The sequence below is a fragment of the Pseudomonas sp. FGI182 genome (genome assembly GCF_000511325.1).
In the GTDB taxonomy this organism is placed as follows: domain Bacteria; phylum Pseudomonadota; class Gammaproteobacteria; order Pseudomonadales; family Pseudomonadaceae; genus Aquipseudomonas; species Aquipseudomonas putida_Z.
This window is the reverse complement of record NZ_CP007012.1, coordinates 3,422,680-3,449,185: the sequence shown is the minus strand read 5'-3', so window position 1 is coordinate 3,449,185 and position 26,506 is coordinate 3,422,680. Positions and strand designations below refer to the sequence as shown.

The 26,506-nt window shown below is 63.7% G+C and carries 24 protein-coding genes; 21 read left to right on the top strand and 3 right to left on the bottom strand.

The window, feature by feature from the left end; genetic code table 11:
* Positions 1 to 29: 29 nt before the first annotated feature.
* Positions 30 to 1,925 (bottom strand): quinoprotein ethanol dehydrogenase, encoded by a 1,896-nt coding sequence (exaA, locus tag C163_RS15200; RefSeq protein WP_025339558.1) that lies wholly within the window; start codon positions 1,923 to 1,925, stop codon positions 30 to 32.
* A gap of 254 nt (positions 1,926 to 2,179) precedes the next feature.
* Here exaA and pedF point away from each other — a divergent pair, with 254 nt between their 5' ends.
* From pedF to ycaC, 11 genes are all read left to right on the top strand, one after another.
* Positions 2,180 to 2,641, top strand: coding sequence for a cytochrome c-550 PedF (gene pedF / locus C163_RS15195; protein ID WP_025339557.1), 462 nt, complete (start codon positions 2,180 to 2,182; stop codon positions 2,639 to 2,641).
* A gap of 5 nt (positions 2,642 to 2,646) precedes the next feature.
* Positions 2,647 to 3,522: an ABC transporter substrate-binding protein gene (locus tag C163_RS15190; protein WP_025339556.1), complete on the top strand. Its 876-nt coding sequence runs from the start codon at positions 2,647 to 2,649 to the stop codon at positions 3,520 to 3,522.
* Positions 3,523 to 3,700: 178 nt separating this feature from the next.
* A complete protein-coding gene (locus C163_RS15185) occupies positions 3,701 to 4,468 on the top strand; it encodes a quinoprotein dehydrogenase-associated SoxYZ-like carrier (RefSeq protein WP_025339555.1) in 768 nt (255 codons plus the stop codon).
* A gap of 40 nt (positions 4,469 to 4,508) precedes the next feature.
* Entirely contained in the window at positions 4,509 to 5,441 is a 933-nt protein-coding gene (locus C163_RS15180) for a quinoprotein relay system zinc metallohydrolase 1 (RefSeq protein WP_025339554.1), read from the top strand.
* A gap of 272 nt (positions 5,442 to 5,713) precedes the next feature.
* Positions 5,714 to 7,498, top strand: coding sequence for a PQQ-dependent alcohol dehydrogenase PedH (pedH, locus tag C163_RS15175; protein WP_025339553.1), 1,785 nt, complete (start codon positions 5,714 to 5,716; stop codon positions 7,496 to 7,498).
* A 162-nt stretch (positions 7,499 to 7,660) separates the two neighbouring features.
* The gene (locus C163_RS15170) at positions 7,661 to 9,181 is read left to right on the top strand and encodes an aldehyde dehydrogenase family protein (protein WP_025339552.1); all 1,521 of its coding nucleotides are present in this window, start codon (positions 7,661 to 7,663) and stop codon (positions 9,179 to 9,181) included.
* 251 nt (positions 9,182 to 9,432) lie between these two features.
* Positions 9,433 to 9,504 carry a pyrroloquinoline quinone precursor peptide PqqA gene (gene pqqA, locus C163_RS26545; protein ID WP_003253598.1) on the top strand — a complete coding sequence of 24 codons (72 nt, stop codon included), beginning with the start codon at positions 9,433 to 9,435 and terminating at the stop codon, positions 9,502 to 9,504.
* 52 nt (positions 9,505 to 9,556) lie between these two features.
* Positions 9,557 to 9,829, top strand: coding sequence for a pyrroloquinoline quinone biosynthesis peptide chaperone PqqD (pqqD, locus tag C163_RS15165; protein ID WP_025339551.1), 273 nt, complete (start codon positions 9,557 to 9,559; stop codon positions 9,827 to 9,829).
* Between the two features lie 89 nt (positions 9,830 to 9,918).
* Positions 9,919 to 11,082 (top strand): alcohol dehydrogenase-like regulatory protein ErcA, encoded by a 1,164-nt coding sequence (gene ercA, locus C163_RS15160; RefSeq protein WP_025339550.1) that lies wholly within the window; start codon positions 9,919 to 9,921, stop codon positions 11,080 to 11,082.
* Positions 11,066 to 12,793, top strand: a complete 1,728-nt coding sequence (locus tag C163_RS15155; protein ID WP_025339549.1) for a NahK/ErcS family hybrid sensor histidine kinase/response regulator — start codon at positions 11,066 to 11,068, stop codon at positions 12,791 to 12,793. Before ercA ends, C163_RS15155 begins: the two co-directional genes overlap by 17 nt.
* 303 nt (positions 12,794 to 13,096) lie before the next feature.
* Complete coding sequence (gene ycaC, locus C163_RS15150; RefSeq protein ID WP_025339548.1) at positions 13,097 to 13,717, top strand: isochorismate family cysteine hydrolase YcaC; 621 nt, start codon at positions 13,097 to 13,099, stop codon at positions 13,715 to 13,717.
* 53 nt (positions 13,718 to 13,770) lie between these two features.
* Here the strand turns inward: ycaC and C163_RS15145 are convergent, their stop codons facing one another.
* Complete coding sequence (locus tag C163_RS15145; RefSeq protein WP_025339547.1) at positions 13,771 to 15,423, bottom strand: SulP family inorganic anion transporter; 1,653 nt, start codon at positions 15,421 to 15,423, stop codon at positions 13,771 to 13,773.
* A gap of 287 nt (positions 15,424 to 15,710) precedes the next feature.
* Between C163_RS15145 and C163_RS15140 the strand changes: the two genes are divergently transcribed.
* From C163_RS15140 to C163_RS15115, 6 genes are all read left to right on the top strand, one after another.
* On the top strand, positions 15,711 to 17,864 hold the full coding sequence (locus tag C163_RS15140) for an FUSC family protein (RefSeq protein ID WP_025339546.1): 2,154 nt from the start codon (positions 15,711 to 15,713) through the stop codon (positions 17,862 to 17,864).
* Complete coding sequence (locus tag C163_RS15135; protein ID WP_025339545.1) at positions 17,854 to 18,060, top strand: DUF1656 domain-containing protein; 207 nt, start codon at positions 17,854 to 17,856, stop codon at positions 18,058 to 18,060. The genes C163_RS15140 and C163_RS15135 overlap by 11 nt, the downstream gene beginning before the upstream one ends.
* A gap of 11 nt (positions 18,061 to 18,071) precedes the next feature.
* Positions 18,072 to 19,010, top strand: a complete 939-nt coding sequence (locus C163_RS15130) for an HlyD family secretion protein (RefSeq protein WP_025339544.1) — start codon at positions 18,072 to 18,074, stop codon at positions 19,008 to 19,010.
* Positions 19,011 to 19,032: 22 nt separating this feature from the next.
* Positions 19,033 to 19,932, top strand: a complete 900-nt coding sequence (locus C163_RS15125) for a LysR substrate-binding domain-containing protein (protein WP_025339543.1) — start codon at positions 19,033 to 19,035, stop codon at positions 19,930 to 19,932.
* A 145-nt stretch (positions 19,933 to 20,077) separates the two neighbouring features.
* A complete protein-coding gene (locus tag C163_RS15120) occupies positions 20,078 to 20,485 on the top strand; it encodes an OsmC family protein (protein WP_025339542.1) in 408 nt (135 codons plus the stop codon).
* A 96-nt stretch (positions 20,486 to 20,581) separates the two neighbouring features.
* Positions 20,582 to 22,006 (top strand): OprD family outer membrane porin, encoded by a 1,425-nt coding sequence (locus C163_RS15115; RefSeq protein WP_025339541.1) that lies wholly within the window; start codon positions 20,582 to 20,584, stop codon positions 22,004 to 22,006.
* 327 nt (positions 22,007 to 22,333) lie between these two features.
* On the opposite strand, the gene C163_RS15110 is transcribed toward C163_RS15115, so the two are convergent.
* Complete coding sequence (locus C163_RS15110) at positions 22,334 to 23,230, bottom strand: LysR family transcriptional regulator (protein WP_025339540.1); 897 nt, start codon at positions 23,228 to 23,230, stop codon at positions 22,334 to 22,336.
* Between the two features lie 118 nt (positions 23,231 to 23,348).
* Between C163_RS15110 and C163_RS15105 the strand changes: the two genes are divergently transcribed.
* From C163_RS15105 to C163_RS27325, 4 genes are all read left to right on the top strand, one after another.
* Complete coding sequence (locus C163_RS15105; RefSeq protein ID WP_038408178.1) at positions 23,349 to 24,275, top strand: transporter; 927 nt, start codon at positions 23,349 to 23,351, stop codon at positions 24,273 to 24,275.
* A 146-nt stretch (positions 24,276 to 24,421) separates the two neighbouring features.
* Complete coding sequence (gene pqqA, locus C163_RS26540) at positions 24,422 to 24,493, top strand: pyrroloquinoline quinone precursor peptide PqqA (protein WP_003106462.1); 72 nt, start codon at positions 24,422 to 24,424, stop codon at positions 24,491 to 24,493.
* 125 nt (positions 24,494 to 24,618) lie between these two features.
* Entirely contained in the window at positions 24,619 to 26,127 is a 1,509-nt protein-coding gene (locus C163_RS15100; protein ID WP_177325762.1) for a glucose/sorbosone family PQQ-dependent dehydrogenase, read from the top strand.
* A 235-nt stretch (positions 26,128 to 26,362) separates the two neighbouring features.
* Entirely contained in the window at positions 26,363 to 26,500 is a 138-nt protein-coding gene (locus C163_RS27325; RefSeq protein ID WP_023662445.1) for a hypothetical protein, read from the top strand.
* Positions 26,501 to 26,506: the final 6 nt, after the last annotated feature.

The following is a 26,506-nucleotide window of genomic DNA, read 5'->3' as shown; positions in this document are numbered from 1 at the left end:
CAGCCCCAGTGATGCGTCAACTCATGCAGTCAACGCTGTGCAGTCTTGTTGTCCCAGCTGGGGATCTTGAACACCCAGAACGAACCGCCCTGGGCCACCGGCTTGGTCAGTTCGGCCATGTCGCCGCCCCATAGCGGCACCGCGCCGCCGTAGCCCACGGTCACGCCGATGTACTGCTCGCCGTCCTGTTCCCAGGTGATTGGCGGCGAGACGATGCCGCTGCCGGTCTGGAACTTCCACAGCTCCTTGCCCGTCTTGGCGTCGAAGGCCTTGAAGAAGCCGTCGCCGGTGCCGGTGAACACCAGGTTGCCCTTGGTCGCCAGCACGCCGGCCCACAGCGGCAACTGCTCCTTGTGCTCCCACACCAGCTTGCCGGTGCTCGGGTCCATGGCGCGCAGGGTGCCGACGTGGTCGTCATACATGCGCTTGATGCGAAAGCCCATGCCCAGGTAGGCCGAGCCCTTCTTGTAGTTCACTTCCTCGGTCCAGTACTCCTCCTTCCACTGGTTGCCGGGGATGTAGAACAGGCCGGTGTCCTGGCTGTAGGCCATGGGGTTCCAGTTCTTGCCGCCAAGGAAGGGTGGCGAGACCTCCACCGGCTTGCCCTTGGTCTCTCCCGGCAGCGGTTTGGCCGGGCGCTGCCCAGGGTTTTCCACCGGGCGCCCGGTCTTGAGGTCGATGTGGCTGGCCCAGGTGATGTTATCGACGAAGGGGAAGGCGTTCTGCAGTTTGCCGTTGCTGCGGTCCACCACGTAGAAGAAACCGTTGCGGTCGGCGTGGCCTGTGGCCTTGACCAGCTTGCCGTCCTTGCCCTTGTAGTCGAACAGCACCAGTTCGTTGTTGCCGGAGAAATCCCAGGCATCGTTGGGCGTGTGCTGGTAGAACCACTTCACCTCACCGGTGCTCGGGTCGACGCCGACCTGCCCTGAGGTATACAGGCTGTCGTAGTCATGCGGGTTGCCGTCCTTCGAGGTGCGCGCCCAGGTGTTCCAGGGGCCGGGGTTGCCAGCGCCGACAATGATGGTGTTGGTCTCGGGGTCGAAGCTGGCGCTTTGCCAAGGCGCGCCGCCGCCGTGGCTCCAGGCTTCGACCTTGCCGGTTTCGGTGGTGGGGTCGTCCGGCCAGGACGGTGCCTTGACGTCACCGGTCGGCGTGCTGTCCTTGCCGTTCAGGCGGCCCATGTGGCCCTCGACGAAGGGCCGCATCCACACCTCTTCGCCGGTGTCCGGGTCGCGGGCGAACAGTTGGCCGACCACGCCGAATTCATCGCCGGAGCTGCCGTGGATCAGCAGTACCTTGCCGCTGGTCTTGTCCTTGATCAGCACCGGGGCACCGGTCATGGTGTAGCCGGCGGCGTGGTCGCCGAACTTCTTGTTCCACACCACTTTGCCGGTGCGCTTGTCGAGGGCGATGACCCGCGCGTCGAGGGTGCCGAAGTAGATCTTGTCGCCGTAGATCGCTGCGCCGCGGTTGACCACATCGCAGCAGGGGCGAATGTTGTCCGGCAGGCGGTGGTTGTAGGTCCACAGGCGTTTGCCGGTTTTCGCATCGAGGGCGAACACCCGCGAATAGGAGCCGGTGACGTAGACCACACCGTCACTGACGATGGCCTGGGATTCCTGGCCGCGCTGCTTTTCGTCGCCGAAGGAATAGGACCAGGCCGGGGTCAGTTTGAACACGTTCTGGTCATTGACCTGGGCGAGCGGGCTCCAGCGCTGGGCGTTGGTGCCCATGCCGTACTGCAGCACGTCCTGGGTGGTCAGGTGGTCGTTGGCGATGTCTTCCCAGGTCACGTTCTTGCCGGCAGGTGCGGCTGGGGCGGTGGCGGCTATGGCCGCGTTGCTCAGGGCCAGGCTACCGGCCAGCAGCAAGGCCCGCACGCTCAGGGCCAGAGGGGAAAGGGCAGGTAGCGTTCTTGTTGTCATGGTTGCAGTTCCCAGTGGAGGTTTTGGCCTGCACAGGGTGGGACGGGGCGGGCGTCGCCGGATACGGAAAATGTCCCGCCCTTGCCGGGAATAGTTCCCGCAGGGCACCTCATTTGGCCCTTCGCCACAAGCCCTACTACCAAGGGAGTAAGGCGCGGCCACCAAAGCAGCATTCGGCCGCTTGCGGGCTGTTTCTAAGATGGCGACACGGCCTCTGTGGTTGAGGCCTTGCGTGCAATCGTGAGGGCATAAAAATGACAACTAAACGCAACGTCTTGCTGGCTACCGGGCTGCTTGCCAGTGCGGTGCTGACCGGCACGGCCTGGGCACATGGCAATGTGGTGCCCCAGGCCGTGGAAACCCAGGGCCTGACCCCGATCAAGGACGCTGGCGTAACCCTGGACGGCGATGGCTGGGCGGCGGTCAACCCGTACCGCAGCTCTCCCGAGCACGACAAGGCCGTGGAAATCGGTGCCTCGGCCTACAACCAGAACTGCGCCGCCTGCCATGGCCTGGAGGCCAAGTCCGGGGGCATCGCCCCGGATTTGCGCATGCTTGATGCCGGCGAGGCCGGGGATGAATGGTTCGTCGAGCGTGTACGCCATGGTGCGGTCCGCGACGGCCGGGTGTACATGCCGAAAATGGCCGACTACCTGAGCCAGGAGGCCCTGTGGGCGGTTCGCACCTACCTGGACAGCGTGCACGTCGAGGAGTGACGGCCATGCGTCTGTTGGCGGTGCTGTTGAGCGGCCTGCTGCTGTGTTGCGCAGCGGCGCAGGCGCAGGTGCGCAGCTACGACGCGATCATCGCCGCTGGCGAATTGAAGGTGGCGGTGTACAAGGACTTTGCGCCCTACAGCTTCGAGGACCACGGCCAGCCGCGCGGTGTCGATGTGGAACTGGCGCAGGCCCTGGCCACGGCGTTGGGGGTGCGCTTGCAGCTGATCTGGGCGCCACCCGGGGAGAAGCTCGACGACGATCTGCGCGACTACATCTGGCGTGGCAGCCCGCTGCGCCACCAACAGCTGGCCGACCTGATGATGCGGGTGCCGTACGACCATGCCTACGCGCAGCGGCGCAATGAGGTGGGCGAGCTGGAAAACGCCCAGGTGGTGATGTTCGGCCCCTATCAGGAGGAGCGCTGGCAGGTCGCCTACGATCGCCGCCGCCTGGCCTCGGTGGCCAGTGTCGCGGTGTTCCAGCAGCACCCGATCGGGGTCGAGGTGGACAGCGTGCCGTCGTTCTACCTGACTTCCGTGTTCAACGGCATGCTCAGCGCCAGGACCCATCATTACCCCAATGTGCAGCAGGCCTTCGGTGCCATGCAGGCCGGCCAGGTGGACGCGGTGATGGCGATGCGCGGCGAGGTTGACTGGCAACTGCACCAGGCCGTCGACCCGCAACTGGCCCTGGCGGAAAACGCCTACCCGAACCTTGGCAAGCAGGCCTGGGAGATCGGCATGGCGGTGCATGAAAGCAACCGGCAGTTGGCCTATGCGCTGGAGGAAGCGCTTGAGACGCTGATTCGTGATGGGCGGATGAAGGCGATTTATGCCAGTTACGGCCTGCGTTACCAGGTGCCGGAAATGTATCAGTAACAAGCTTCGCAGGCTTGTGAGTTTGTAAAAGCAACACATCCCCCTGTGGGAGCGGGTTCACCCGCGAAGAATGCGACGCGGTATATGGCACCGGCTTCGCCGGTGTTCGCGGGTGAACCCGCTCCCACAAGGACCGTGCACTGTCAGCCAGGTTTGCGTTGATCAAAAGGAGTGGGCGATGAACTGGCGAGCAACTTTGCTGCTGGCCTGCTGGATGGCCTTGGCCGCACAGGCCCAGGCCAGCGAGCCGAGTAACCACAAGGACCCGGTGCCGTCGGTGATGTGGGACTTCTACCACAAGCAGCTGCTGGGCCAGGCCGCATTCGTGTTCGATGACCGGGTCAAGCTGCTGGCGCCGCCGTTTGCCGAGGACGCCCGCCAGGTGCCGCTGGAGATCGACGCCCGGGCGTTCAGCGGCGAGGTGGTGCGGATTCTCGCCTGGGCCGAACTCAACCCGCTGCCGCGCATTGTCGACTTCCAGCCCGGCGAGCGCGTGCTGCCCTGGTTGTCGATCCGCATCCGCATCGAACAGGCCACACCGCTGCGCGCTGCGGTGCTGACGCGCGACGGCCTGTGGCACGTCGGCTCGGCCCTGATCGATGCCGCTGGCGGCGGTTGTACCGCGCCCAGCGTGGTACGTACCCAGCCTGGCTGGGAGGAGCACCTCGGTGAAGTCCTGGGCGGGCGCTACCCGCGCGGCGACAGCAGCCGCTTGCGCCTGCAGGTGGCCCACCCGATGGACAACGGCCTGGTCAGCGGCATTCCCGAATTCTTCCTCAACCATGCCGAGCTGCAAGGCGCGGACGGCCAGCGCCTGGCCAGCCTGGAACTGTACCCGGCGGTCAGCGAAAACCCCAACCTGGGCTTCGACATCCAGGGCCCTGGGCCGACCCGGTTGGTGTTGCAGGACAACAGCGGCAACCAGTTCGAGGCGGCAGTGCCCTGAACGCGTTGCCCGACTCCATCCCTGACCAGAGGCGCCCGTCATGCGTTGCATTCTGCTGTTGCTGCTGTGCCTGGGCCTGCCGGCCTGGGCAGACCTGGACTATCGGCTCAAGCCCCGGCAGATCGCCGAGGGCACCTGGCTGCTGGAGGGCAGCACCGACAATTTCGCCAAGGACAACGGCGGCAATATCGTCAACACCGCGTTCATCGTCACCGACAGCGGGGTGGTGGTGATCGACAGCGGGCCGTCGAAACGCTACGGCGAAGCCTTGCGCCAGGCCATTGCCGCCACCACCGACAAGCCGGTGGTCGAAGTGCTGCTGACCCATCATCACCCCGACCATGTGCTGGGCAACCAGGCCTTTGCCGATGTGCCCATCGGCGCCCTGGCCGGTACCGGCGAGCTGTTGCGCCAGCAGGGCGAGGCCATGGCCGAGAACATGTACCGCCTGGTCGGCGACTGGATGCGCGGTACCGAGGTGGTGCTGCCGACCCGGGTGCTGGAGCCGGGTATTCACGAGGTGGGTGGCCACCGCCTGCGGCTGCTGGCGCTGGGCGGGCATACCGGTGCCGACCTGGCGATTCTGGATGAAAGCACCGGCGTGCTGTTCGCCGGCGACCTGGTGTTCCACGAGCGCGCATTGACCACGCCCAACAGCCCGGGGCTGGAGGTGTGGCTGAAGGACCTGGACACCTTGCAAGCGCTGCCCTGGAAGCAGCTGGTACCCGGTCACGGCCCGCTGGCCAGCGATGCCCGGCCGTTTGCGCAGATGCGTGATTACCTGGGTTGGCTGGATGGGGTGATGCGTGACGGCGCGGCGCGTGGCGATGACATGGCCGAGATGATCCGCAGCCCGATACCCGAGCGGTTTGCCGGTATCAGCCTGACCCGTTACGAGCTGATTCGCAGTGTCAGCCACCTGTACCCCCGCTACGAACGCCAGCAGCTGCGGCGCGTGGACAGCAAGGGCTGACACGGTCCTTGTAGGAGCGGCCTTGTGTCGCGAAAGGGCTGCAAGGCAGCCCCGGCAATTTCAGCCATGGGCACAAATCCTGGGGCCGCTTCGCGCCCCTTTCGCGACACAAGGCCGCTCCCACAGGGGGGGGGGGCGCGCAAGTTCACTGATACCAAGGAACTAGAAAACTCCGCACTGCGGGCAATTGTTGGCAAGCAGGTCGGGACCAAGAATTCCCGACACACCGGGAAGTTTTCCCGGATACAACAAAAAAACCAAAGGTAGCCGTCATGACCCGATCCACACGTCGTCCCGTGTTCGCCTTGAGCCTGGTGCTCAGCGCCATGCTGCTTGCCGGTGCAGCCCACGCCGCTGTCAGCAATGAAGAAATTCTCCAGGACCCGAAGAACCCGCAGCAGATCGTGACCAATGGCCTGGGCGTGCAGGGCCAGCGCTACAGCCCGCTGAACCTGCTCAATACCGACAACGTCAAGGACCTGCGGCCGGTCTGGGCGTTTTCCTTCGGTGGTGAGAAGCAGCGCGGCCAGCAGGCCCAGCCGCTGGTCAAGGACGGGGTGATGTACCTGACCGGCTCCTACTCGCGGGTGTTCGCCGTGGACGCCCGTACCGGCAAGAAGCTGTGGCAATACGATGCGCGCCTGCCCGATGACATCCGCCCGTGCTGCGACGTGATCAACCGCGGCGTGGCGCTGTACGGCAACCTGGTGTTCTTCGGCACCCTCGATGCCAAGCTGGTGGCGCTGAACAAGGACACTGGCAAGGTGGTATGGAGCAAGAAGGTGGCCGACCACAAGGAAGGCTACTCCATCAGCGCCGCGCCAATGATCGTCAACGGCAAGCTGATCACCGGCGTTGCCGGCGGCGAGTTTGGCGTGGTGGGCAAGATCCAGGCCTACAACCCGGAAAACGGCGAGCTGCTGTGGATGCGCCCGACCGTGGAAGGGCACATGGGCTACGTGTACAAGGACGGCAAGGCGATCGAGAATGGCATTTCCGGCGGCGAGGCGGGCAAGACCTGGCCCGGCGACCTGTGGAAGACCGGTGGTGCGGCGCCTTGGCTGGGCGGCTACTACGACCCGGAAACCAACCTGATCCTGTTCGGCACCGGCAACCCGGCACCGTGGAACTCGCACCTGCGCCCGGGCGACAACCTGTATTCCTCGTCGCGCCTGGCCCTGAACCCCGACGATGGCACCATCAAGTGGCACTTCCAGAGCACGCCGCATGACGGCTGGGACTTCGACGGCGTCAACGAGCTGATCTCGTTCAACTACAAGGACGGCGGCAAGGAGGTCAAGGCCGCCGCCACCGCTGACCGCAACGGCTTCTTCTACGTGCTGGACCGCACCAACGGCAAGTTCATCCGCGGCTTCCCCTTCGTCGACAAGATCACCTGGGCCACCGGCCTGGACAAGGACGGCCGGCCGATCTACAACGAGGCCAGCCGGCCGGGGGCGCCGGGTAGCGAGGCCAAGGGCAGCTCGGTGTTCGTGGCGCCGGCGTTCCTCGGTGCCAAGAACTGGATGCCGATGGCCTACAACAAGGACACCGGGCTGTTCTACGTGCCGTCCAACGAGTGGGGCATGGACATCTGGAACGAAGGCATCGCCTACAAGAAGGGCGCGGCGTTCCTTGGCGCCGGCTTCACCATCAAGCCGCTCAACGAAGACTACATCGGCGTGCTGCGCGCCATCGACCCGGTCAGCGGCAAGGAAGTGTGGCGCCACAAGAACTTCGCGCCGCTGTGGGGCGGGGTGCTGACCACCAAGGGCAACCTGGTGTTCACCGGCACGCCGGAAGGCTTCCTGCAGGCATTCAATGCCAAGACCGGCGACAAGGTCTGGGAGTTCCAGACCGGCTCCGGCGTGCTCGGCTCGCCAGTGACCTGGGAAATGGACGGCGAACAGTACGTGTCGGTGGTTTCCGGCTGGGGCGGCGCGGTGCCGCTGTGGGGCGGCGAAGTGGCCAAGCGGGTCAAGGACTTCAACCAGGGCGGCATGCTCTGGACCTTCAAGCTGCCCAAGCAGCTGCAAACGGCAAGCGCCAGTCGCTAAGCCGATAACCCGCCGCTTGCTGCAGCAGACCCTGCGGCAGGCGGCCCTACTACCAAATGACGAGAGCCCCGCTGCCAACGATGCATTCGCCCGGCAGGCGGGGCTTTTTACCATCGGCCCATCGCCTGTCGCCGGACAGGCATCGACCCGCAGAGGCTCAGCATGATCTACGCACAACCCGGAACCCCAGGCGCCATCGTGTCCTTCAAGCCACGCTACGGCAACTTCATCAACGGTGAATTCGTGCCGCCGCTGGGCGGCCAGTATTTCACCAACAGCTCGCCGGTCAACGGCCAGCCGATTGCCGAGTTCCCGCGCTCCGGCGCCCAGGACATCGAGCAGGCCCTGGACGCCGCGCATGCCGCTGCCGAGGCCTGGGGCAAGACCTCGGTGCAGGACCGCGCCCTGGTGCTGCTGAAGATTGCCGACCGCATCGAACAGAACCTCGAAGTACTGGCCGTTACCGAAAGCTGGGACAACGGCAAGGCCGTGCGCGAAACCCTCAACGCCGATGTGCCGCTGGCGGCGGACCACTTCCGCTACTTCGCCGGCTGCATCCGTGCCCAGGAAGGCGGCGCCGCCGAGATCAACGAAGGCACCGTGGCCTACCATATCCACGAGCCGCTGGGCGTGGTCGGGCAGATCATCCCGTGGAACTTCCCGCTGCTGATGGCCGCCTGGAAGCTCGCCCCGGCCCTGGCCGCCGGCAACTGCGTGGTGCTCAAGCCGGCGGAACAGACGCCACTGTCCATCACCATTTTCGCCGAGCTGATCGCCGACCTGCTGCCGGCAGGCGTGCTGAACATCGTCCAGGGCTTTGGCCGTGAAGCCGGCGAAGCCCTGGCCACCAGCAAGCGCATCGCCAAGATCGCCTTCACCGGTTCCACCCCGGTGGGCTCGCACATCATGAAGTGCGCGGCCGAGAACATCATCCCGTCCACCGTCGAACTGGGCGGCAAGTCGCCGAACATCTTCTTCGAAGACATCATGCAGGCCGAGCCCGCGTTCATCGAAAAGGCAGCCGAAGGCCTGGTGCTGGCGTTCTTCAACCAGGGCGAGGTGTGCACCTGCCCGTCGCGGGCGCTGATCCAGGAATCGATCTACGAGCCGTTCATGGCCGAGGTGATGAAGAAGATTGCCAGGATTACCCGTGGCAACCCGCTGGACACCGCGACCATGGTCGGTGCCCAGGCCTCGGAGCAGCAATACGACAAGATCCTTTCCTACCTGCAGGTTGCCCGGGAGGAGGGCGCGCAGCTGCTCACCGGTGGCGCTGCCGAACGGCTCGACGGCGACCTGGCCAGCGGTTACTACATCCAGCCGACCTTGCTCAAGGGCAACAACAAGATGCGCGTGTTCCAGGAGGAGATCTTCGGCCCGGTGGTGGGCGTGACCACCTTCAAGGACGAAGCCGAAGCCCTGGCGATCGCCAACGACAGCGAGTTTGGCCTGGGCGCGGGGCTGTGGACCCGTGACATCAACCGTGCCTATCGCATGGGCCGTGGGATCAAGGCCGGGCGTGTGTGGACCAACTGCTACCACCTGTACCCGGCGCATGCCGCGTTCGGTGGCTACAAGAAGTCCGGGGTGGGCCGCGAGACGCACAAGATGATGCTCGATCACTACCAGCAGACCAAGAACCTGCTGGTGAGCTACGACATCAACCCGCTGGGCTTCTTCTAAACCGCGTCGCGGCCTTCGCGGGCTCGCCCGCTCCCACAGGTATTGCACTGGTCTTGAAACTTGTGCAGTCCCTGTGGGAGCGGGCGAGCCCGCGAAGAGGCCGGCACTGCCATGCACAAATCCACAGCAGCTCCGTGTTACCCCTACCAACGCACCCCGCAAACCTGTCCCAAAGTAGCATTCGGCCCCGCCGCCCCTCGTGCATTAATGCCTCTACCGGAATCGCCCGGCACCAAGAAGAGGAATGCCCCATGTGGACTAAACCCGCCTTTACCGACCTGCGCATCGGCTTCGAAGTGACGATGTACTTCGCCAATCGTTGATGCCTGTCCGGCCATCAGCGCGATGGCCGGTTCTTCACTGAGCAAGCCTGTTGTGAACCTGATCGATCGCGAACAAGCCCTGGCCTTGCGCAAGGGCTTTCGCCTGCGCTGGGAGCCGCGTCAGGCGTGCCATGTGCTGCTGTACCCCGAGGGCATCATCGAGCTCAATGCCAGTGCCGGCTGGGTGCTCGAGTTGCTGGACGGCCAGCGCAGCGTGGCGGCTGTCATCGACCGCCTGGCTCAGCGCTTCCCTGGTGTGCCGGGGCTCGACGAGGACATCCTGGCGTTCCTGGAGGTGGCCCGTGCCAAGTACTGGATCGAATGAGCCGTGGTCACGCTTTGGTCTGGTTGCTTTCGCTACGGGATGCTTTACGCTGGCGGTTACCTTCCAGAACAATAAGAACAGGCTTACCGATGAGCCAGAGTTTCAGCCCGCTTCGCAAGTTCGTTTCGCCCGAGATCATCTTTGGTGCCGGCTGCCGGCACAATGTCGCCAATTACGCCAAGACCTTCGGTGCGCGCAAGGTGCTGGTGGTCAGCGACCCCGGTGTGATTGCCGCCGGTTGGGTGGCGGACGTGGAGGCCAGCCTGCAGGCCCAGGGCATCGACTACTGCCTGTACAGCGCCGTATCACCCAACCCACGGGTCGAAGAGGTGATGCTCGGTGCCGAGATCTACCGGCAGAACCACTGTGATGTGATCGTCGCGGTCGGCGGCGGCAGCCCGATGGATTGCGGCAAGGCCATCGGCATCGTGGTCGCCCATGGGCGCAGCATCCTCGAGTTCGAAGGCGTGGACATGATCCGCGTGCCCAGCCCGCCGCTGATCCTGATCCCGACCACGGCCGGCACTTCGGCGGATGTGTCGCAGTTCGTGATCATTTCCAACCAGCAGGAGCGCATGAAGTTCTCCATCGTCAGCAAGGCGGTGGTGCCGGACGTGTCGCTGATCGACCCGCAAACCACCCTGAGCATGGACCCGTTCCTGTCGGCCTGCACCGGTATCGATGCGCTGGTGCATGCCATCGAAGCCTTCGTTTCCACCGGCCACGGCCCGCTGACCGACCCCCATGCGCTGGAGGCCATGCGCCTGATCAACGGCAACCTGGTGGAAATGATCGCCAACCCCACCGATATCGCCCTGCGCGAGAAGATCATGCTGGGCAGCATGCAGGCGGGGCTGGCGTTTTCCAATGCGATCCTGGGTGCGGTCCACGCCATGTCGCACAGCCTCGGCGGGTTCCTCGACCTGCCGCATGGCCTGTGCAATGCGGTGCTGGTGGAGCACGTGGTGGCGTTCAACTACAGCTCGGCACCGGAGCGTTTCAAGGTGATTGCCGAAGTGCTGGGTATCGACTGTCGCGGCCTCAACCACCGGCAGATCTGCGCGCGCCTGGTGGAGCACCTGATCGCCCTGAAGCATGCCATCGGCTTCCACGAAACCCTGGGCCTGCATGGGGTGCGCACGGCCGATATCCCGTTCCTGTCGCAACATGCGATGGATGACCCGTGCATCCTCACCAACCCGCGTGCGTCGAGCCAGCGTGATGTCGAGGTGGTCTATGGCGAGGCCCTCTGACGAGCAGCAACGGGCGCTGGCCGGGCTGCTGGGGCTGGGCGACCACTCGGCGCGCAAGAGCCATTACCCGGAGCTGGCGGCGCGCCTGGACGAACTGGAGGCCGAACGCAACCGCTACAAGTGGCTGTTCGAAAACGCCGTGCACGGGATTTTCCAGGCCAGCCTGCAAGACGGCATGCGTGCCGCCAACCCGGCGTTGGCACGCATGCTCGGTTACGACAACCCGCAAGCGTTGCTGTTTCCGCTGACGGACCTTGCCGCCAACCTGTTTGTCGGCGGGGCCGAAGAGTTGCACGCCATCACCGCGACCCTCGCCCGTGAACGCAGCCTGCACGGCTATGAAACCCGCTTGCGGCGCAAGGATGGCAGCCACCTCGATGTGCTGATGAACCTGTTGCTCAAGCCCGGCCAGGAAGGGCTGGTGGAAGGGTTTGTCGCCGACATCACCGAACGCAAGCTGGCCCAGCAGCGCCTGCAGCAACTGAATGACGAGCTCGAGCAACGGGTGGCCGCCCGCACCGATGAACTGCTTGAGGCCAACCGCAACCTGCAACAGCAGATCGCCGAGCGCAAACAGATCGCCCGCGCCCTGCGCGATGCCCGCGACGCCGCGGAAACCGCCAACCGCAGCAAGGACAAGTACCTCGCTGCCGCCAGCCATGACCTGCTGCAACCGCTGAATGCCGCGCGGCTGCTGATCTCGACCTTGCGCGAAAGGCCATTGCCAGACGCGGAAAAGGTGCTGGTTGAGCGTACCCACCAGGCCCTGGAGGGTGCCGAAGACCTGCTGACCGACCTGCTGGACATTTCCCGGCTCGACCAGGCGGCGGTCAAGCCGGACGTGGCGCTGTACCGCCTCGACGAACTGTTCGGGCCACTGGTCTCGGAGTTTCGCACGGTGGCCGATGCGGCAGGCCTGAAGCTGCGCGCGCGCATTGGCGACTACGCCATCAGTACCGACCTGCGGCTGATGACGCGTATCCTGCGCAACTTTCTCAGCAACGCCTGCCGTTATACCGACGAGGGCAGGATCCTGCTGGGGGCCAGGCGCCGCGGCGACCACTTGCGCCTGGAGGTGTGGGATACCGGGCGGGGCATCGCGGCGGATCGGCTGCAGGCCATCTTCCTCGAGTTCAACCAACTGGACGTAGGCCGCGCCGCCGATCGCAAGGGCGTGGGCCTGGGGCTGGCCATCGTCGAGCGGATCGCCAAGATTCTCGGCTACCGCATCGAGGTGCGTTCGTGGCCGGGGCGTGGCTCGATGTTCAGCATCGACGTGCCGATCGGCGAAGCCATGCCGCTGCCTATCCACCAGGCCGCGCCGCAGCCGGGCGCCGGCAACCCGTTGCCAGGCCGCCGCCTGCTGGTACTGGACAACGAAGTGAGCATCCTCGAGAGCATGGGCGCGCTGCTCGGGCAGTGGGGCTGCGAAGTGGTTACCGCTACCGACCAGGCCGGGGCCTTGCTGGCCTTGCAGGGGCGGGCACCGGAATTGATCCTGGCGGACTTTCACCTGGACCACGGTGTTGTCGGCTGCGAGGTGGTCAGGCACTTGCGTGAACATTTCGGCGTCGCCATTCCCGCGGTGATCATCACTGCCGACCGCAGCGATCAGTGCCGACGCTCCTTGAACAAGCTCGGTGCGCCGTTGCTGAACAAGCCCGTCAAACCGGGGAAGTTGCGTGCGGTGTTGAGCCAGTTGCTGGGCTGAAGCCTCAATCCCATGGCCTTGCGCGGCCCCTTGTAGGAGCGGCCTTGTGTCGCGATAGGGCTGCGAAGCAGCCCCAGGATTTCAGCGCAAACGCACAAATTGCCGGGGCTGCTTCGCAGCCCTATCGCGACACAAGGCCGCTCCTACAGGGGTTCGCGCAGTGCCAGGTGGCTGTTCCTGAAATGGGACTCTGTGTTGCGGATGCCAGCCTGTCACGGCTCTGCCTGGCTGGTTATCTTACCGGGGCGCCATTGTTTGGGCGAAGTCATACCAAACGCATCCAACCCGAGTAAGGAAAACATCATGGCCTTTCAATACAAGCGACTGGACAAGAATAACGCCGCCGTACTGCTGGTGGATCACCAGACGGGTTTGCTCTCTTTGGTAAGGGATATCGAACCCGACCGTTTCAAGAACAATGTGCTGGCCCTGTCGGACCTGGCCAAGTACTTCAAGTTGCCGACCATCCTCACCACCAGCTTCGAGAACGGCCCGAATGGCCCGCTGGTGCCCGAACTCAAGGAGCAGTTCCCTGACGCGCCGTACATCGCGCGCCCGGGCAACATCAATGCCTGGGACAACGAAGACTTCGTCAAGGCGGTCAAGGCCACCGGCAAGAAGCAGCTGATCATCGCCGGTGTGGTGACCGAGGTTTGCGTGGCCTTCCCGGCACTGTCGGCCCTGGAAGAAGGCTTCGATGTGTTCGTGGTCACCGATGCCTCCGGTACCTTCAACGAACTGACCCGTGATTCGGCCTGGCGCCGGATGGAAGCCGCCGGCGCCCAGCTGATGACCTGGTTCGGCGTGGCCTGCGAGCTGCACCGCGACTGGCGCAACGACATCGAAGGCCTGGGCACGCTGTTCTCCAACCACATCCCGGACTACCGCAACCTGATGACCAGCTTCAGCAAGCTGCCGAAGTAATCCGGCCGGGGAGCCATGCGCGTGCATGGCTCCCCGATCGCTTGTGCCACAAGTCAGTTTTGTGCCGCCGGTGCCTGCGCCTCGAGCAGGGCGGTACCGAGCGTTTGGTGATAGTGCCCGGGACCAAGCAGCCGCAGGATACCGGTCCTTTCCAGCTTGCCAAGCACCTTGCCGTTGGCTTCGCACAGTTTCACCACGATCTGGCGTTCATGCAGTTGCTGGATCACTTCCTCCAGGGTCTGCAGCCCGGTGATATCCATGAAGGGCACCCGCTTCAGGCAGATCACCAGCAGTTCAGGGTCGGTATGCGTTTGTGACAGCGCGCGCTCGAAGGTTTCAGCGGCGCCGAAGAACAGCGGGCCCTCGATGGTGTACACCATCACGCCGGGGGGTAGCGATGCCTGGCCGTTGCTGTGCAGTTCATTGGCCAGTTCCTCTTCGACCACCTGCTGGACTTCGACGGACGATGCCATGCGGCGCATGAACTGAAGCATGGCGAGGATGACGCCGATGTTCACGGCGATCACCAGGTCGCTGAACACCGTCAGGGTGAAGGTGACGAGCAGGATGGCGATGTCGGCTCGCGGTGCGCGTTGCAGCATGCGCTTGAAATGCTTCAGCTCGCTCATGTTGTAGGCGACGACGAACAGAATCGCCGCCAGTGCGCAGAGTGGAATGTTCGATGCCAGTGGCGCCAGGAACAGAATGATCAGTACCAGTGTCAGCGCATGGATGATGCCGGCCAGTGGCCCGGTAGCACCATTGCGGATGTTGGTCGCTGTCCGGGCAATCGCACCTGTGGCGGCAAAGCCCCCGAACAGTGGCACTACCAGGTTGGCGACCCCTTGGCCGATCAGTTCCTGGTTCGAGTCGTGCCTGGTCCCTGCCATGCCGTCGGCGACGACAGCCGAGAGCAACGATTCAATGGCCCCCAGCATGGCGATCGCAAACGCTGGCCCGATCAGTTCGATCACCCGCGCCAGGGAGACCTCGGGCCAGGTGAGTGACGGCAAACCTTGTGGGATCGCCCCGAAGGCGGTGCCGATGGTAGCCACGCCGTCGAAATGGAACAGGGATTGGACCAGCGTCGCGAACACCATGGCGACCAGTGGCCCGGGCAGGCGTTTCAGCACGGGCAACCTTGGCGTCAGGATCAGCAAAGCAAGGCTGCATGTTGCAAGCAGCGTCGTGGCAATGTGGAGGTCTGGCAGGGCTTGCAACAGATGCCACAGTTTTTCGTGGAAGTGCCCGCCTTCGATTTCGGGCAGGCCGAAGAAATCACGCCATTGCCCCACCCAGATGATGATGCCGATGCCGGCGGTGAAACCGACGATCACCGGGTCGGGAATGAACTTGATGACTGCGCCCAGGCGGGTAACGCCAAGTACCAGCAGTATGGCGCCAGCCATCATCGTGGCCAGTTGAAGGCCGTCCACTCCGTACTTCGCCGTCACCCCAGCGAGGATCACGATGAAGGCCCCGGTCGGTCCGGCGATCTGCAATCGACAGCCGCCCAGCAAGGAAACCAGCAGCCCGCCTATGATTGCGGTGTAGATGCCTTGCTCCGGCTTGACCCCGGAAGCGATGGCGAAGGCCATGGCGAGGGGCAGCGCGACAACCCCGACGATGAGGCCGGATACAAGGTTGCGCATCCAGTGTTCACGCTTGAACAGGCCGGCTTTCCAGGCTTCGCGTACCGCAATCATTGCAGGCTCCTTGATAAGGTGCATGCACATAGTATTTAGCATGCCCTGCGCAAGGGGCGCCCCAATGGCATGCCTGGTTCGTTGTTCGCGAGATGGGACACAGTGTCCCGGAATCCAACCTGTCGTCAGTTAATCTGCTTATATATCTTACGGTTGCTCGACTCGCGCACTTGAACGGTAATGTGAGTGTGCTCGCGGATGCGTAGAGACGCCTCCAGCTCATGAATCAACCCGGCCCGGAATGCCATGCCCATGCGCGGCTCCCTGGCCGTGTCCCGAGGTGCCGGATGGCTCCACTGATTTCCTATTTCAAGATGGCCTTGAACCCTGGCCGTGGGGTGCTGTTCTTTGCGCTGCGTACCATCGTTGCAGGCCTGTTGTGCCTCTACCTGGCGTTCATCTTCGACCTGGAACAACCGAAGTGGGCGCTGATGACCGTGATCATCATCAGCCTGCCGTTGGCCGGCATGACCCTCAAACGCAGTTTCGCCCAGGTACTGGGCACCGCAGCGGGGGCGGCCATGGCGGTGGTGATCATGGCCTTGTTCCCCCAGGCACCAATGCCTTTCATCGTCTGCCTGGCCCTGTGGCTGGCGTTCTGCACGGCGGGCGGCACGCTGCTGCGCTATACCGACTCGCATGCCTTCGTCCTCAGCGGGTTTACCGCTGTGGTGGTCGCGATGCTGGCCGTGCCGGAACCGGACGGCATCCTCCTGCTGGCCATCACTCGGTTGACCGAAACCCTGCTGGCGGTGGCCTGCGTGGCCGTGGTCAGTTTGTTGAGCGCGCGCCCACAGGCAGTGGCGCAGGGCTACTTCAGCAAGGTCGATAGCCTGGTCAAGCTGATCGCCCGGCACGCCGCCGAGGTGGTGCGCAGCGAAGAGGACGAAGCCGCGCTGCACCAGCGGCAGGCGCAATTGATCAGCGAGATCAGTGTGCTGGAAGGCCTGCGCCGCCATCTCTATTTCGACGCGCCGCACCTGCGCAATGCCGATGGGCTGGTGCAGCTGCTGGCCAACCAACTGGTGCTGCTGGTGTCGCGCCTGCTGGTATTGCGCCAACAGCGGCAGTTGATCAAGCAGCACTGGCAAGGGCCGTTGCCAGAAGAAATCCAGCTGTTGCGCCAGGACGAGCTGGACAACCTGGAGGCACTGGCCCGTGACGGCGTGAAGTTGTCGGCGCAGCGCCGCGAAGCGATCCACCACCTGTACCAGCGCTTCGACGCCGCCGCTGACCGGGTCGAGTTTCTCGACGAGCCCTTGCCCCCGCGCATGCGCTCGCTGGCCTGGGCCCTGCGCTGGGAGCAGGCGCGCCTGCTGCAGCAGCTGAACGAACTGATCGAGCTCAACGAGGCGATCCAGCAGGGCAGGGGCGCCAGTTGCCCCCATGCCCAAGGGCAGGCCAGCGCGCTGCATCTGGACTTCCGCCTGGCCGGCATGAACGCCGTGCGGGCCTTTCTGGCGCTGTTTCTCGCCGGTTGGTTGTGGATCGAAACGGCCTGGGACGGCGCGCGTTCCGGGGTGATCCTGATCGGCGTCATGTGCTCGCTGATGGCGACGCTGCCGCGGCCGTTGCTGGCCAGCCAGAACTACAACCGTGGTCTGCTGGTCGCGCTGCTGTTGTCCGCCGTGTACCAGTTTGCCCTGCTGCCGATGTTCACCGATTTCGAAATGCTTGCCGTGTGCCTGGTGCCGTTGCTGTACCTGGCGGCCGTCGGCCTGGCCAGCCCCATGACCGCGGGCATCGGCATGGGCATCGGGTTGATCAGCCTGTTGATGATCGGGCCGCAGAATGTCGGCGCCTACCACAACAGTGCCATGCAGTGGTTCGAGTTTGCCGGTGGCTATGCGGCGGCTGGCGGGCTGGCGATGGCGGTGTTCGCCCTGGTGTTCCCGTTCAACCCGCAAAAGCGCATGGCCCGGCTGTTCCGCCAGACCCGCGAGGATGTGCATGAGTACGTGACGGCACCTGCCAGCGTGGCGCGTCAGTTCGATTTCGAGAGCCGCATGCTGGACCGCCTGTCGGCGATGATCGGCCTGTTGCCCGCCGTCACTGATGCGCGCTCCCGGGAGCTGTTCGATTGCAGCCTGGTGTGCCCGGCGCTGGCCATTGCGCTGGGCCAGGCGCATGCCCAGTGCGTCAACCTCACGGTGTTGCCTGAAGGCACGAGGGCGCGTTTGCGCCTAGGGTTGCAGGAGATGGCGGATCTGATCGGCGCACGCCGGCGGGTGGATGTGGACGGGCTGTTGCGCGAGCTGGCCGAGCTTGCCGAAACCCTGGATGCGCTGCACCAGGCACACGCCGAGGCGGGCCGCGAGACGCTGCGGCAGTTGTTCATCCTGCGGGTCGCGCTATCGGTTGCCGGCCAGTTGCTGCAGCGCTATCGACTGGTGCTGGCAGCGCAGACGTTGCCTGAGGAGGAGGGCGCCTATGCCCGTTGATTTCGAGTTTGGCGGGGTCTACCTGCCGCCGATTGCCCAGGCGTTGTTGCTGGGGTTGCCGTTGTTCCTGGTGCTGGACGCCCTGTTGCGGCGCAGTGGCGTGCTGGCGCGTGTGTGGCACCCGGCGCTGTTGCAGGGCGCCTTGTATGCCGCGATCTGCGCGGCGCTGGTGTTGTCGATGGGAGCGAGTGCCTGAATATGCCTGTGTTGAAACCTGTTCTTGCCAAAGCCGTGACCCTGGCGGTGCTGGCGCTTGCGGTGGTGCTGGGCTGGTTTGCCTGGGACTACTACACCCGTGCGCCCTGGACCCGTGATGCCCGTGTGCGGGCCGATGTGGTGACCCTGTCGGCCGAGGTGGCAGGGCGCATCATCGAGCTGCCGGTGCAGGACAACCAGTTCGTCAGGCAGGGCGACCTGCTGCTGCAGATCGACCCGGCGCGCTACGAGCTGGCCGTGCTGCATGCCGTGCGAGCCGTCGAAGTCGCGCGTGCGGCGCTGGGGCAATCGCAGGCCGCCATCGTCGCCAACGAGGCGCAGCTCAAGCAGCGGCGCAGCGAAGAGCAACGTCGGCGCAAGCTGCAATCGATGTCGGCAATCTCTGCCGAAGAATGGGAAAAGGCCGGCACCGACGTGGCCGTGGCCCAGGCCGACCTGCTGCGCGAACAGTCCAACCTCGGCCTGGCACAGGCCAACGTGCAACTCGCCGAGGCCACGCTGCAGCAGGCCCGGCTCGACCTCGAACGCACCCGGGTCAGCGCCCCGGTCAGCGGTTACGTGACCAACCTGCTGACCCGCCAGGGCGACTATGCCCAGCCGGGCATGCCGCTGCTGGCGCTGGTCGACAGTTCGTCATTCCACGTCAGTGGCTATTTCGAGGAAACCAAGTTGCCGAAAATCAAGGTGGGCAGCCGTGCGCGCATCGCCCTGATGAGTGGCGAGGTGCTGGAGGGCACGGTAGAGAGCATCGCCTATGCCATCACCGACCGCGAGAACCAGCCGGGCAACCGCCTGCTGGCCAACGTCAACCCAAGCTACACCTGGGTCAAGCTTGCCCAGCGGATCCCGGTACGGCTGCGCCTGGAGCGCAGTGCCGATGCGCCACCCTTGCGTGCGGGGACCACTGCCACCGTGACCATTCTCGAATAGCTGGGGGTGGGCGATGAGCATGATGTTCGATTTGAATGAGCTGTACCTGTATACCAAGGTGGTCGAGTGTGGCGGTTTCGCATCGGCCGGGCGTGCGCTCGGCTTGCCCAAGTCGCGGCTGAGCCGGCGAGTCGCCAATCTGGAGGACCGCCTGGGGGTGCGCCTGATCCAGCGCTCCACCCGGCAGTTCGCGGTCACCGAAGTGGGGTTGGAGTACTACCATCACTGTATGTCGATGGTCGATCGGGCATTTGCTGCCGAGGACGCGATCCAGCGCAGTCGCGCCGTGCCCAGCGGCATTGTCCGGCTGGCCTGCAGCACCTCGCTGCTGGATGCACGCCTGGCGCCGATGCTTGGGCAGTTCATGGTGCAATGCCCGGCGGTGGAGTTGCTGGTGAAGAGCTACAACCGGCGGGTCGATGTGATCGGCGAGGGCTTCGACCTGGTCCTGAGCGTGCGCCATCAACCGCTGGAAAGCAGCGAGCTGGTGATGCGCAAACTGGCGCAGAGCCGCCAGTGCCTGGTGGCTTCGCCCGGCTTGCTGGCGCAGTACGACCGCCCTCTGCAGCCTGCCGACCTGTTTGAACTGCCAAGCCTTGGCTGGGGGGCGAATGTTCAGGAGTACGTCTGGGACCTGGACGGCCCCGAAGGCGGGGTGGCGTCCATTCGCTTCCGCCCACGGTTGGTCTCCGATGATATCGCGGTGCTGTACCAGGGCGCGCTCGCGGGCGTGGGCGTGGTGCTGCTGCCAGCGGATATGGTGAAGGATGACCTGGCCGCCGGGCGTTTGCTGAACGTGCTGGAGAGCTGGGTGCCCAGGATGGGCGAGGTAATCGCCCTGTTTCCTTCGCGGCGGGGGCTGACGCCAGCGGTGCGGGAGTTGATCGACTTTCTTGCGGTGGCGTTCGAGCGGTCGGCGTAGCGCCTTTGACCGGGCGCAGCGTTCACCAGGCAGAACGCTGCGGCGCATTTCATCACCTACCGTCCGTTGCGTCGTGCACCTATCATTCAAGCTTTGCAGCCTGTGCAGCAGGGTGGCCACAGGCAATCGTCAATCAGGAGTTTCAATGTCAGAGCGAGCAATCCGCGCTTCGTTTGCAGGCGTGGCGTACCAGGTGAACGTGACAGATGGCCAGCACCAGTGGGCCAGCGATGTTGATGCGGCGGCAGGCGGCGGGGATGTCGGGCCGTCACCCCATGGGCTGTTGCTGTCATCCCTTGGCGCCTGCACTTCCATCACGGTTGCCATGTACGCACAGCGCAAGGAAATGCCGCTGCAAGCCATCGATGTGGATATCCGCATCGAGCAGGAACAACTGGGGCGCGAACCTCGGATCCAGATCGCTCGTGACATTCGCTTGAGCGGGCCGCTGAGCGAAGAGCAACGCACGCGCTTGCTGGAAGTTGCCAATGCCTGCCCCATTCACAAGGTGTTGAGCGGCGAAATCATCATCGCCAGCAAGCTGGTTGGATGAGGCCAGGCGCAGCGTTGCGCCTGCCGGCTGCCGGTAGAGGAGCAGCACATGAGTACATGCGCCATCTATCCCTTGGCGGGCATTAGGTGCACGACGATGGCGACCCTCGACGCGAAACGGCGCCTGCTGCTTTGCCCGTTGGGGCTCGGCCTGGTGCTTACGGCGCCTGCCCAGGCCGACAACGCCCTGGGGCAGAAGGACAACATCTTCACCGGTGTCAATGACCGGCAGGCCGTGGAACTGGGCATCCCGCCCGGTCTGGTCGAAGGCGCGCGCCTGGATGCGCTGGTGAGGAACTACTATTTCCAGCGCGATAACCACTCTGACCTGGTACCCCGCGACCCGACCGAATGGGCCCAGGGTTTTCTGTTTTCGTTCCGCTCGGGCTTCACCGATACGCCTGTCGGGTTGGGCGTGGATGCGCACGCCTTCCTCGGCATCAAGCTCGATGGCGGCGGTGGAAGTGGCGGCGCTGGCTTGCTCCCGCTGGACTCATCGCTCAAGCCGGGTGACACGTTTTCCAGTGCCGGCGCGGCGCTCAAGCTGAGGTACCTCGACACCTTGGTGAAGGCCGGCGACCAATTGGTCGAGAACCCGGTGGTGGCGAGCGGCACAAGCCGCCTGTTCCCGCAGACGTATCGTGGCGTCACCCTGAAGAACCATGGCATCGACGACCTGTGGCTGGATGCCGGGTTCGTGGAATCTACCCGGCTGCGCAACCAGAGCGGCCACTCCCACCTGGTCACCGCCTATGGCGCGCGCAACAGCGCGGGTGTGGCGGCGGACCGCGAAAGCCCTCATATCGGCTGGCTTGGCGCGGTGTATGGCCGGCCGCAAGGGCTGCAGCTGACAGTTTATGGCGGCCAGCTGGAAGACATCTGGAATCAGTATTACCTGGGGGTTTCGCAGGTGTTTCGGGTCAATGATGCGCTGCTGCTCAAACCCTACCTGCACTACTTCAAGACCCGGGACCAAGGGCGCAGCCAGCTGGGTGACATCGATAACGACACCTACAGCGCCGGCATCTCCGCGACAGCCTATGGCCAGACCCTGACCCTGGGCTTGCAGAAGGTCGACGGCCGAACGCCCTTCGACTACATCACGCAGAACGACCGTGTCTTCCTTTACCTGAGCAACTCTCAGCAATTTGCCGATTTCAACGGCCCCGGTGAAAAGTCCTGGCGCCTGCAGTACGAAACCAGCCTGGCGCCGCTGGGGGCGCCCTCGCTGCAGTTCATCGCGGCCTACACCCGTGGCGAGGCCGACCTCACCCGGGTCGACCCAGCAAGCGTCGGTTATGGCTATATCTACAACCCGGACGGCAAGCACGCCAAGCACTGGGAACGCGACCTTGCCCTCAAGTACCAGGTGCCAGCCGGCCCGGCGAAGGACCTGTCGCTGACCCTGCGCTGGGCAACGCACCGCGAGGGTGATGGCTATACCGCGCCCGGCAATACCCGCGGCAACTCCAGTGCCGATGAGTACCGCCTGATCGTCGATTACCCGATCAGCCTGTTCTGATCGCGTGATGTGCGTTGGCCACGACGCACAGGCCCGCTGAAGGGATGATGCTTGGTCATGCAAGCCAGCTCTCCTAGAACTGCACATAACTCGTTGAATTAGCAGGGCCCCTGTGGGAGCGGCTTTAGCCGCGAACACCGGCGTAGCCGGTGCCATGCACCGCGTTGGATTCTTCGCGGCTAAAGCCGCTCCCACAGAGTGACGCGGATTGCTGCGAATTCAGTTCTCTACGCGACAGCGCAGCCGTACTTGTGGGAGCGGGCGTGCCCGCGAAGGGCCGCAAGGCGGCCCCGGCCTGACATCGGCCAGGCGCCGGCATAGCGCCGGTCATTCCCAGATATGTTCGGCCAGAAAGTCGATCAGGCTGCGCACTGAGGGCAACAGGCCGCGGCGGGAAGGGAACACCGCATGGACGATGCCGCAGCGCGGTTCCCATTGCGGGTTGAGCTCCACCAAGCGGCCGTTTTCCAGGTCCTGGTCAACCACCATGAACGGCAATTGCACGATGCCTACACCGTCAAGCGCCGCCTGCCGCAGTGCGCTCATGTCATCGGTGATGTAGCGCGGCGTGTGGCGGATTTCGGCATGCGCGCCGTCGGGCCCTTCAAGTTGCCAGATGTGGTCCCTGGGTGGCCCCCAATCCAGGCTCGGCTGCTCACCCAGGTGCTCTGGTTCGACGGGCAGTTGCAGCGCCAGCCGCTCCACCAGCGAGGGGCTCGCGACCAGCCGCTGCGGGCTCCTGGCCAGTGTGCGCATGACCAGGTCGCTGTCCTCCAGCGGCGGGAAGCGCACCCGCAGCGCCAGGTCGAGGCCTTCGCCCAATACATCCACACGGCGGTTGGTGGGTTCCAGATGCACCTTCACTTTCGGGTTTTCGGCCATGAATCGACTGACCAGCCCGCCAACCCGGTAATGCAGCAGGGTTGTCGGGCAGCTCATGCGGACGGTGCCCTGGGGCTCGGCACGGGTGCGTTCGACCACCCATCGGGCCGCTTCCGCTTCCACCAGCATGGCCCTGCAATGCTGGAAGAACTCCTGGCCCGTCTCGGTCACCGAAAAATGTCGGGTGGAACGCTGGAGCAGGCGTACGCCCAGGCGCTCCTCCAGCTGCAGGATGCGCCGGCTGAGTGTTGATTTCGGAATGTTCAGTGCCCGCCCGGCCGGTGCGAAACCGCCGTGCTCGACGACTTGGGCGAAGTAATACAGGTCGTTCAGGTCTTCCATGTTCGATCGTTCACCAGATGGAACTCTGTGACCAATCTATCAGCTCTAGCGCATGCAGCGTGAGGGCACTAACGTTTCCAGATTGGCGTTGAAACATGAATGCCCACAGGAGACCTGGATGAGGCCTTATAGAAAGTCCGCTGCACTGTTGTCGCTGGCGACGGCACTGGGCAGCGCAGAAGTCGTGGCCGATGCTGTCAGCCTGCCGCCGTTGCCGCTGGGCAACACCAGCTTCCTGGATGGGGTCGTACGGCCAGGCATGCTGTTCGAACTGCCGATCCAGCACTATCGCGCTCAGGACGCCACGGACAGCCACGGCAGTGCGGTGCCGGGGCGTCAGAAAGTGCACAGCACCACGGTGCTGCCGCACCTGGCCTACATCACCGAGCACAAGCTGCTGGGCGCCAACTACGGTATGGAAGTGCTGTTGCCGCTGGTGCACCTGGAAGTCGATATCGATAACGGCCCGGACGGTTCACGCACGCGTCAGGGCGACCTGATCTTCAGCCCGTTGCTCCTGCAATGGGCGCCGGTGCAACTGTTCGGGCGCCCGTACTGGCAGCGTTTGAACCTGGTAATCACCGCGCCCACCGGGGATTACGACCGTGATGCCAGCATCAACGTCGGCAGCAACCTGTGGGTGGTCAGCCCGCACTACGCCTTTACCTGGGAGCTGACCGACCGGCTCGAGGTCAGTGGGCGCCTTCATTACGCCTGGTCGAGCCGCAACGAAGACCCGGCCAGGCGTTTGCAGGCCGACGACATTCAGCCCGGCGAGGCGGTGCACAGCAACTTCTCGGTGTCTTACGCAATCTCCGATGCCTGGCGGGTGGGCCTTGCCGGTTATCACCTGGAGCAGGTATCGGCCGACCGGATCGACGGCCACCGGCAGTCAGCGTCCAAGGAGCGCGTGCTGGCCCTGGGGCCTGGCGTGATGTACAGCAGAGGCAAGCAGGCGTTCTACGCCAACTTCTATGTAGAGCAAGGTGCAAGGAACCGGTCCGAGGGCAATCAGCTGACGTTGCGCTATCTGTTGCCCTTCTAGATCGGCACTGGTTCGCCCGAATGAATCGTTGCTGAAATGGAACACTGAGTGTTGTTTTCCGCGCTGGCAGAATCGGCATAGGCCGATTACGTTGGATAAGTCAGCGATGCATGTATTGTCCGTAAGTCCTGTATAGGAGATGAACGATGTGGACTAAACCCAGCTTTACAGATCTGCGTCTTGGTTTTGAAGTAACCCTTTACTTCGCCAACCGTTAAAGAACCGAGCCCCGCTTTGCCGGGGCTTTTTTATGTTCGAGCCGCCAGAACGCAAACGCCTGGGCCACGCGAGTCAAGGGGAACGGGGCGTTGTCGTTTCTTGCACGAGACGCTGAGGGTGCAGTATGAAAATCAAACATCGGAAACTTGAAAAACAACTCGGTGAAGGCCATCCACTGACCAGGCCGTGGGCATTGCTGCTGGTTGCCAACCTGGCGGGTATGTCGATGACCGCCGTGGCCGATAGTCCACCTGCCCCGGGTGCGGCAATTCCCGTCACGCCCGGCTTTGAAAAAAGCGTGGTGGTTAGCGGGTTGGCAAACCCCCATAACATGCTTATGGGGCCAGATGGCTACTTGTGGTTGACCGAGCAAGTCAGCAGGAAAGTCACCCGGGTAAACCCCAAGACCGGCGAAATGCAAGTTGCCCTCAGCATACCGGACGCCGTGCACACCCAGAGTGCCAATGGGCATCATGAGCAGGACGGCCTGCTCGGCATTGCGCTTCATCCGGACCTGCTGAAGAACAAAGGGCATGACTATGTCTATGTTTCCCTGACCTACGCTGGCGGAGATTCGAAGGCATTCCCCAATCGCACGCTGATTCGCCGGTACACCTTCGATGCCAAGACCCACACGCTCGGCAACGGTACCGACCTGATCAAGGGGTTGCCCTCGGCCCGCGATCACCAGAGTGCACGCCTGCTCTTCGGCCCGGACAGCAAGCTTTATTATTCCGTCGGCGACCAAGGGGCGAACCAGCTCACCTATCTGTGCGAGCAAAACAAGGCACAGGTGCTACCAACCGCTGCCGAGGTCGGCAAGCGCGATTGGCTGCATTACGCCGGCAAGATCCTGCGGCTGAACCTGGACGGTTCCATCCCCGAAGACAACCCGGTCATCAATGGGGTGAAAAGCCACGTCTACGCCTATGGCATTCGCAACACCCAGGGCATGGTGTTTGTCGGCGACAAGCTGTTTGCGACCGACCAGGGGCCGAACAGTGATGATGAACTCAACGTGGTGGTCAAGGGTGGCAACTACGGTTGGCCCTATGTCGCGGGCTATCAGGATGACAAAGGCTACGCCTACGCCAACTTCAGCGCCGCGAAGGGCGGCTGCAAAGGCGATGAGGATCAGTACCAGAATGGTTTGAAAGTGGCCGAGAACATACCGGTCAAAAAGGAAAGTGAGTGGTCCTCCAAAGCGTTTGTGGAGCCACTGAAGACCTTTTTCACTGTCGGTAACGACTACGTCTACAATCAGCCGGTTTGTAAGGAAAACAACCTGTTCTATATCTGCTGGCCGACCATTGCGCCGTCCGGAGTTACATATTATTCGGGCTCGACGGCAGGTGACAAAGCGTGGGACAACTCGCTGCTGATAACCAGCCTCAAGCGTGGGGTGGTGTATCGGGTTCAGCTGGATGCGGCGAAAGCCAAGCCGGTGGGGGAGGCGGTACCTTTGTTCAGGTCGTTGAATCGCTACCGGGACATTGCTGTTGATCCCACGGGTGAAGTGATCTACGTTGCCACGGATATTGAAAGCAGCCTGGGCACGAACGATCAGGGAAGTGCCGCGGCGAAGTTCGATAACCCAGGGGCTATCCTGGCGTTCCGATATACGGGCAAGTAGCAGTGCACCCAGACGCAGTCGGGTCAGGTTATTAGCCCGACTGCGCCCGCTATAAAATGATATTCAACTCAGGTGACAATCACCTTTGCCTTCCGGGCAAAAGTCCAGGCCTGCATCATCTTCAAAAGTTTATATTCGTGAACAGCGCACAATATTGATTTGTTCGCGGCGCTATTTCTCTTGCACCCGCAATTCCCAAGAATTCGCCTCACTTTCAAATACTGAGGCTTTCACCATGACCGCCATCAAGCATGCCCTGCTCGCGTTCGCCACTCTGGTCACCCTGTCGTCCACCCTGGCTGTTCACGCCGAGGAGTCGTCGGCATTCGTCGAGCGCAACCATTCCCTCAACGCCCACGCCTTCAGGAAATGACGCCGG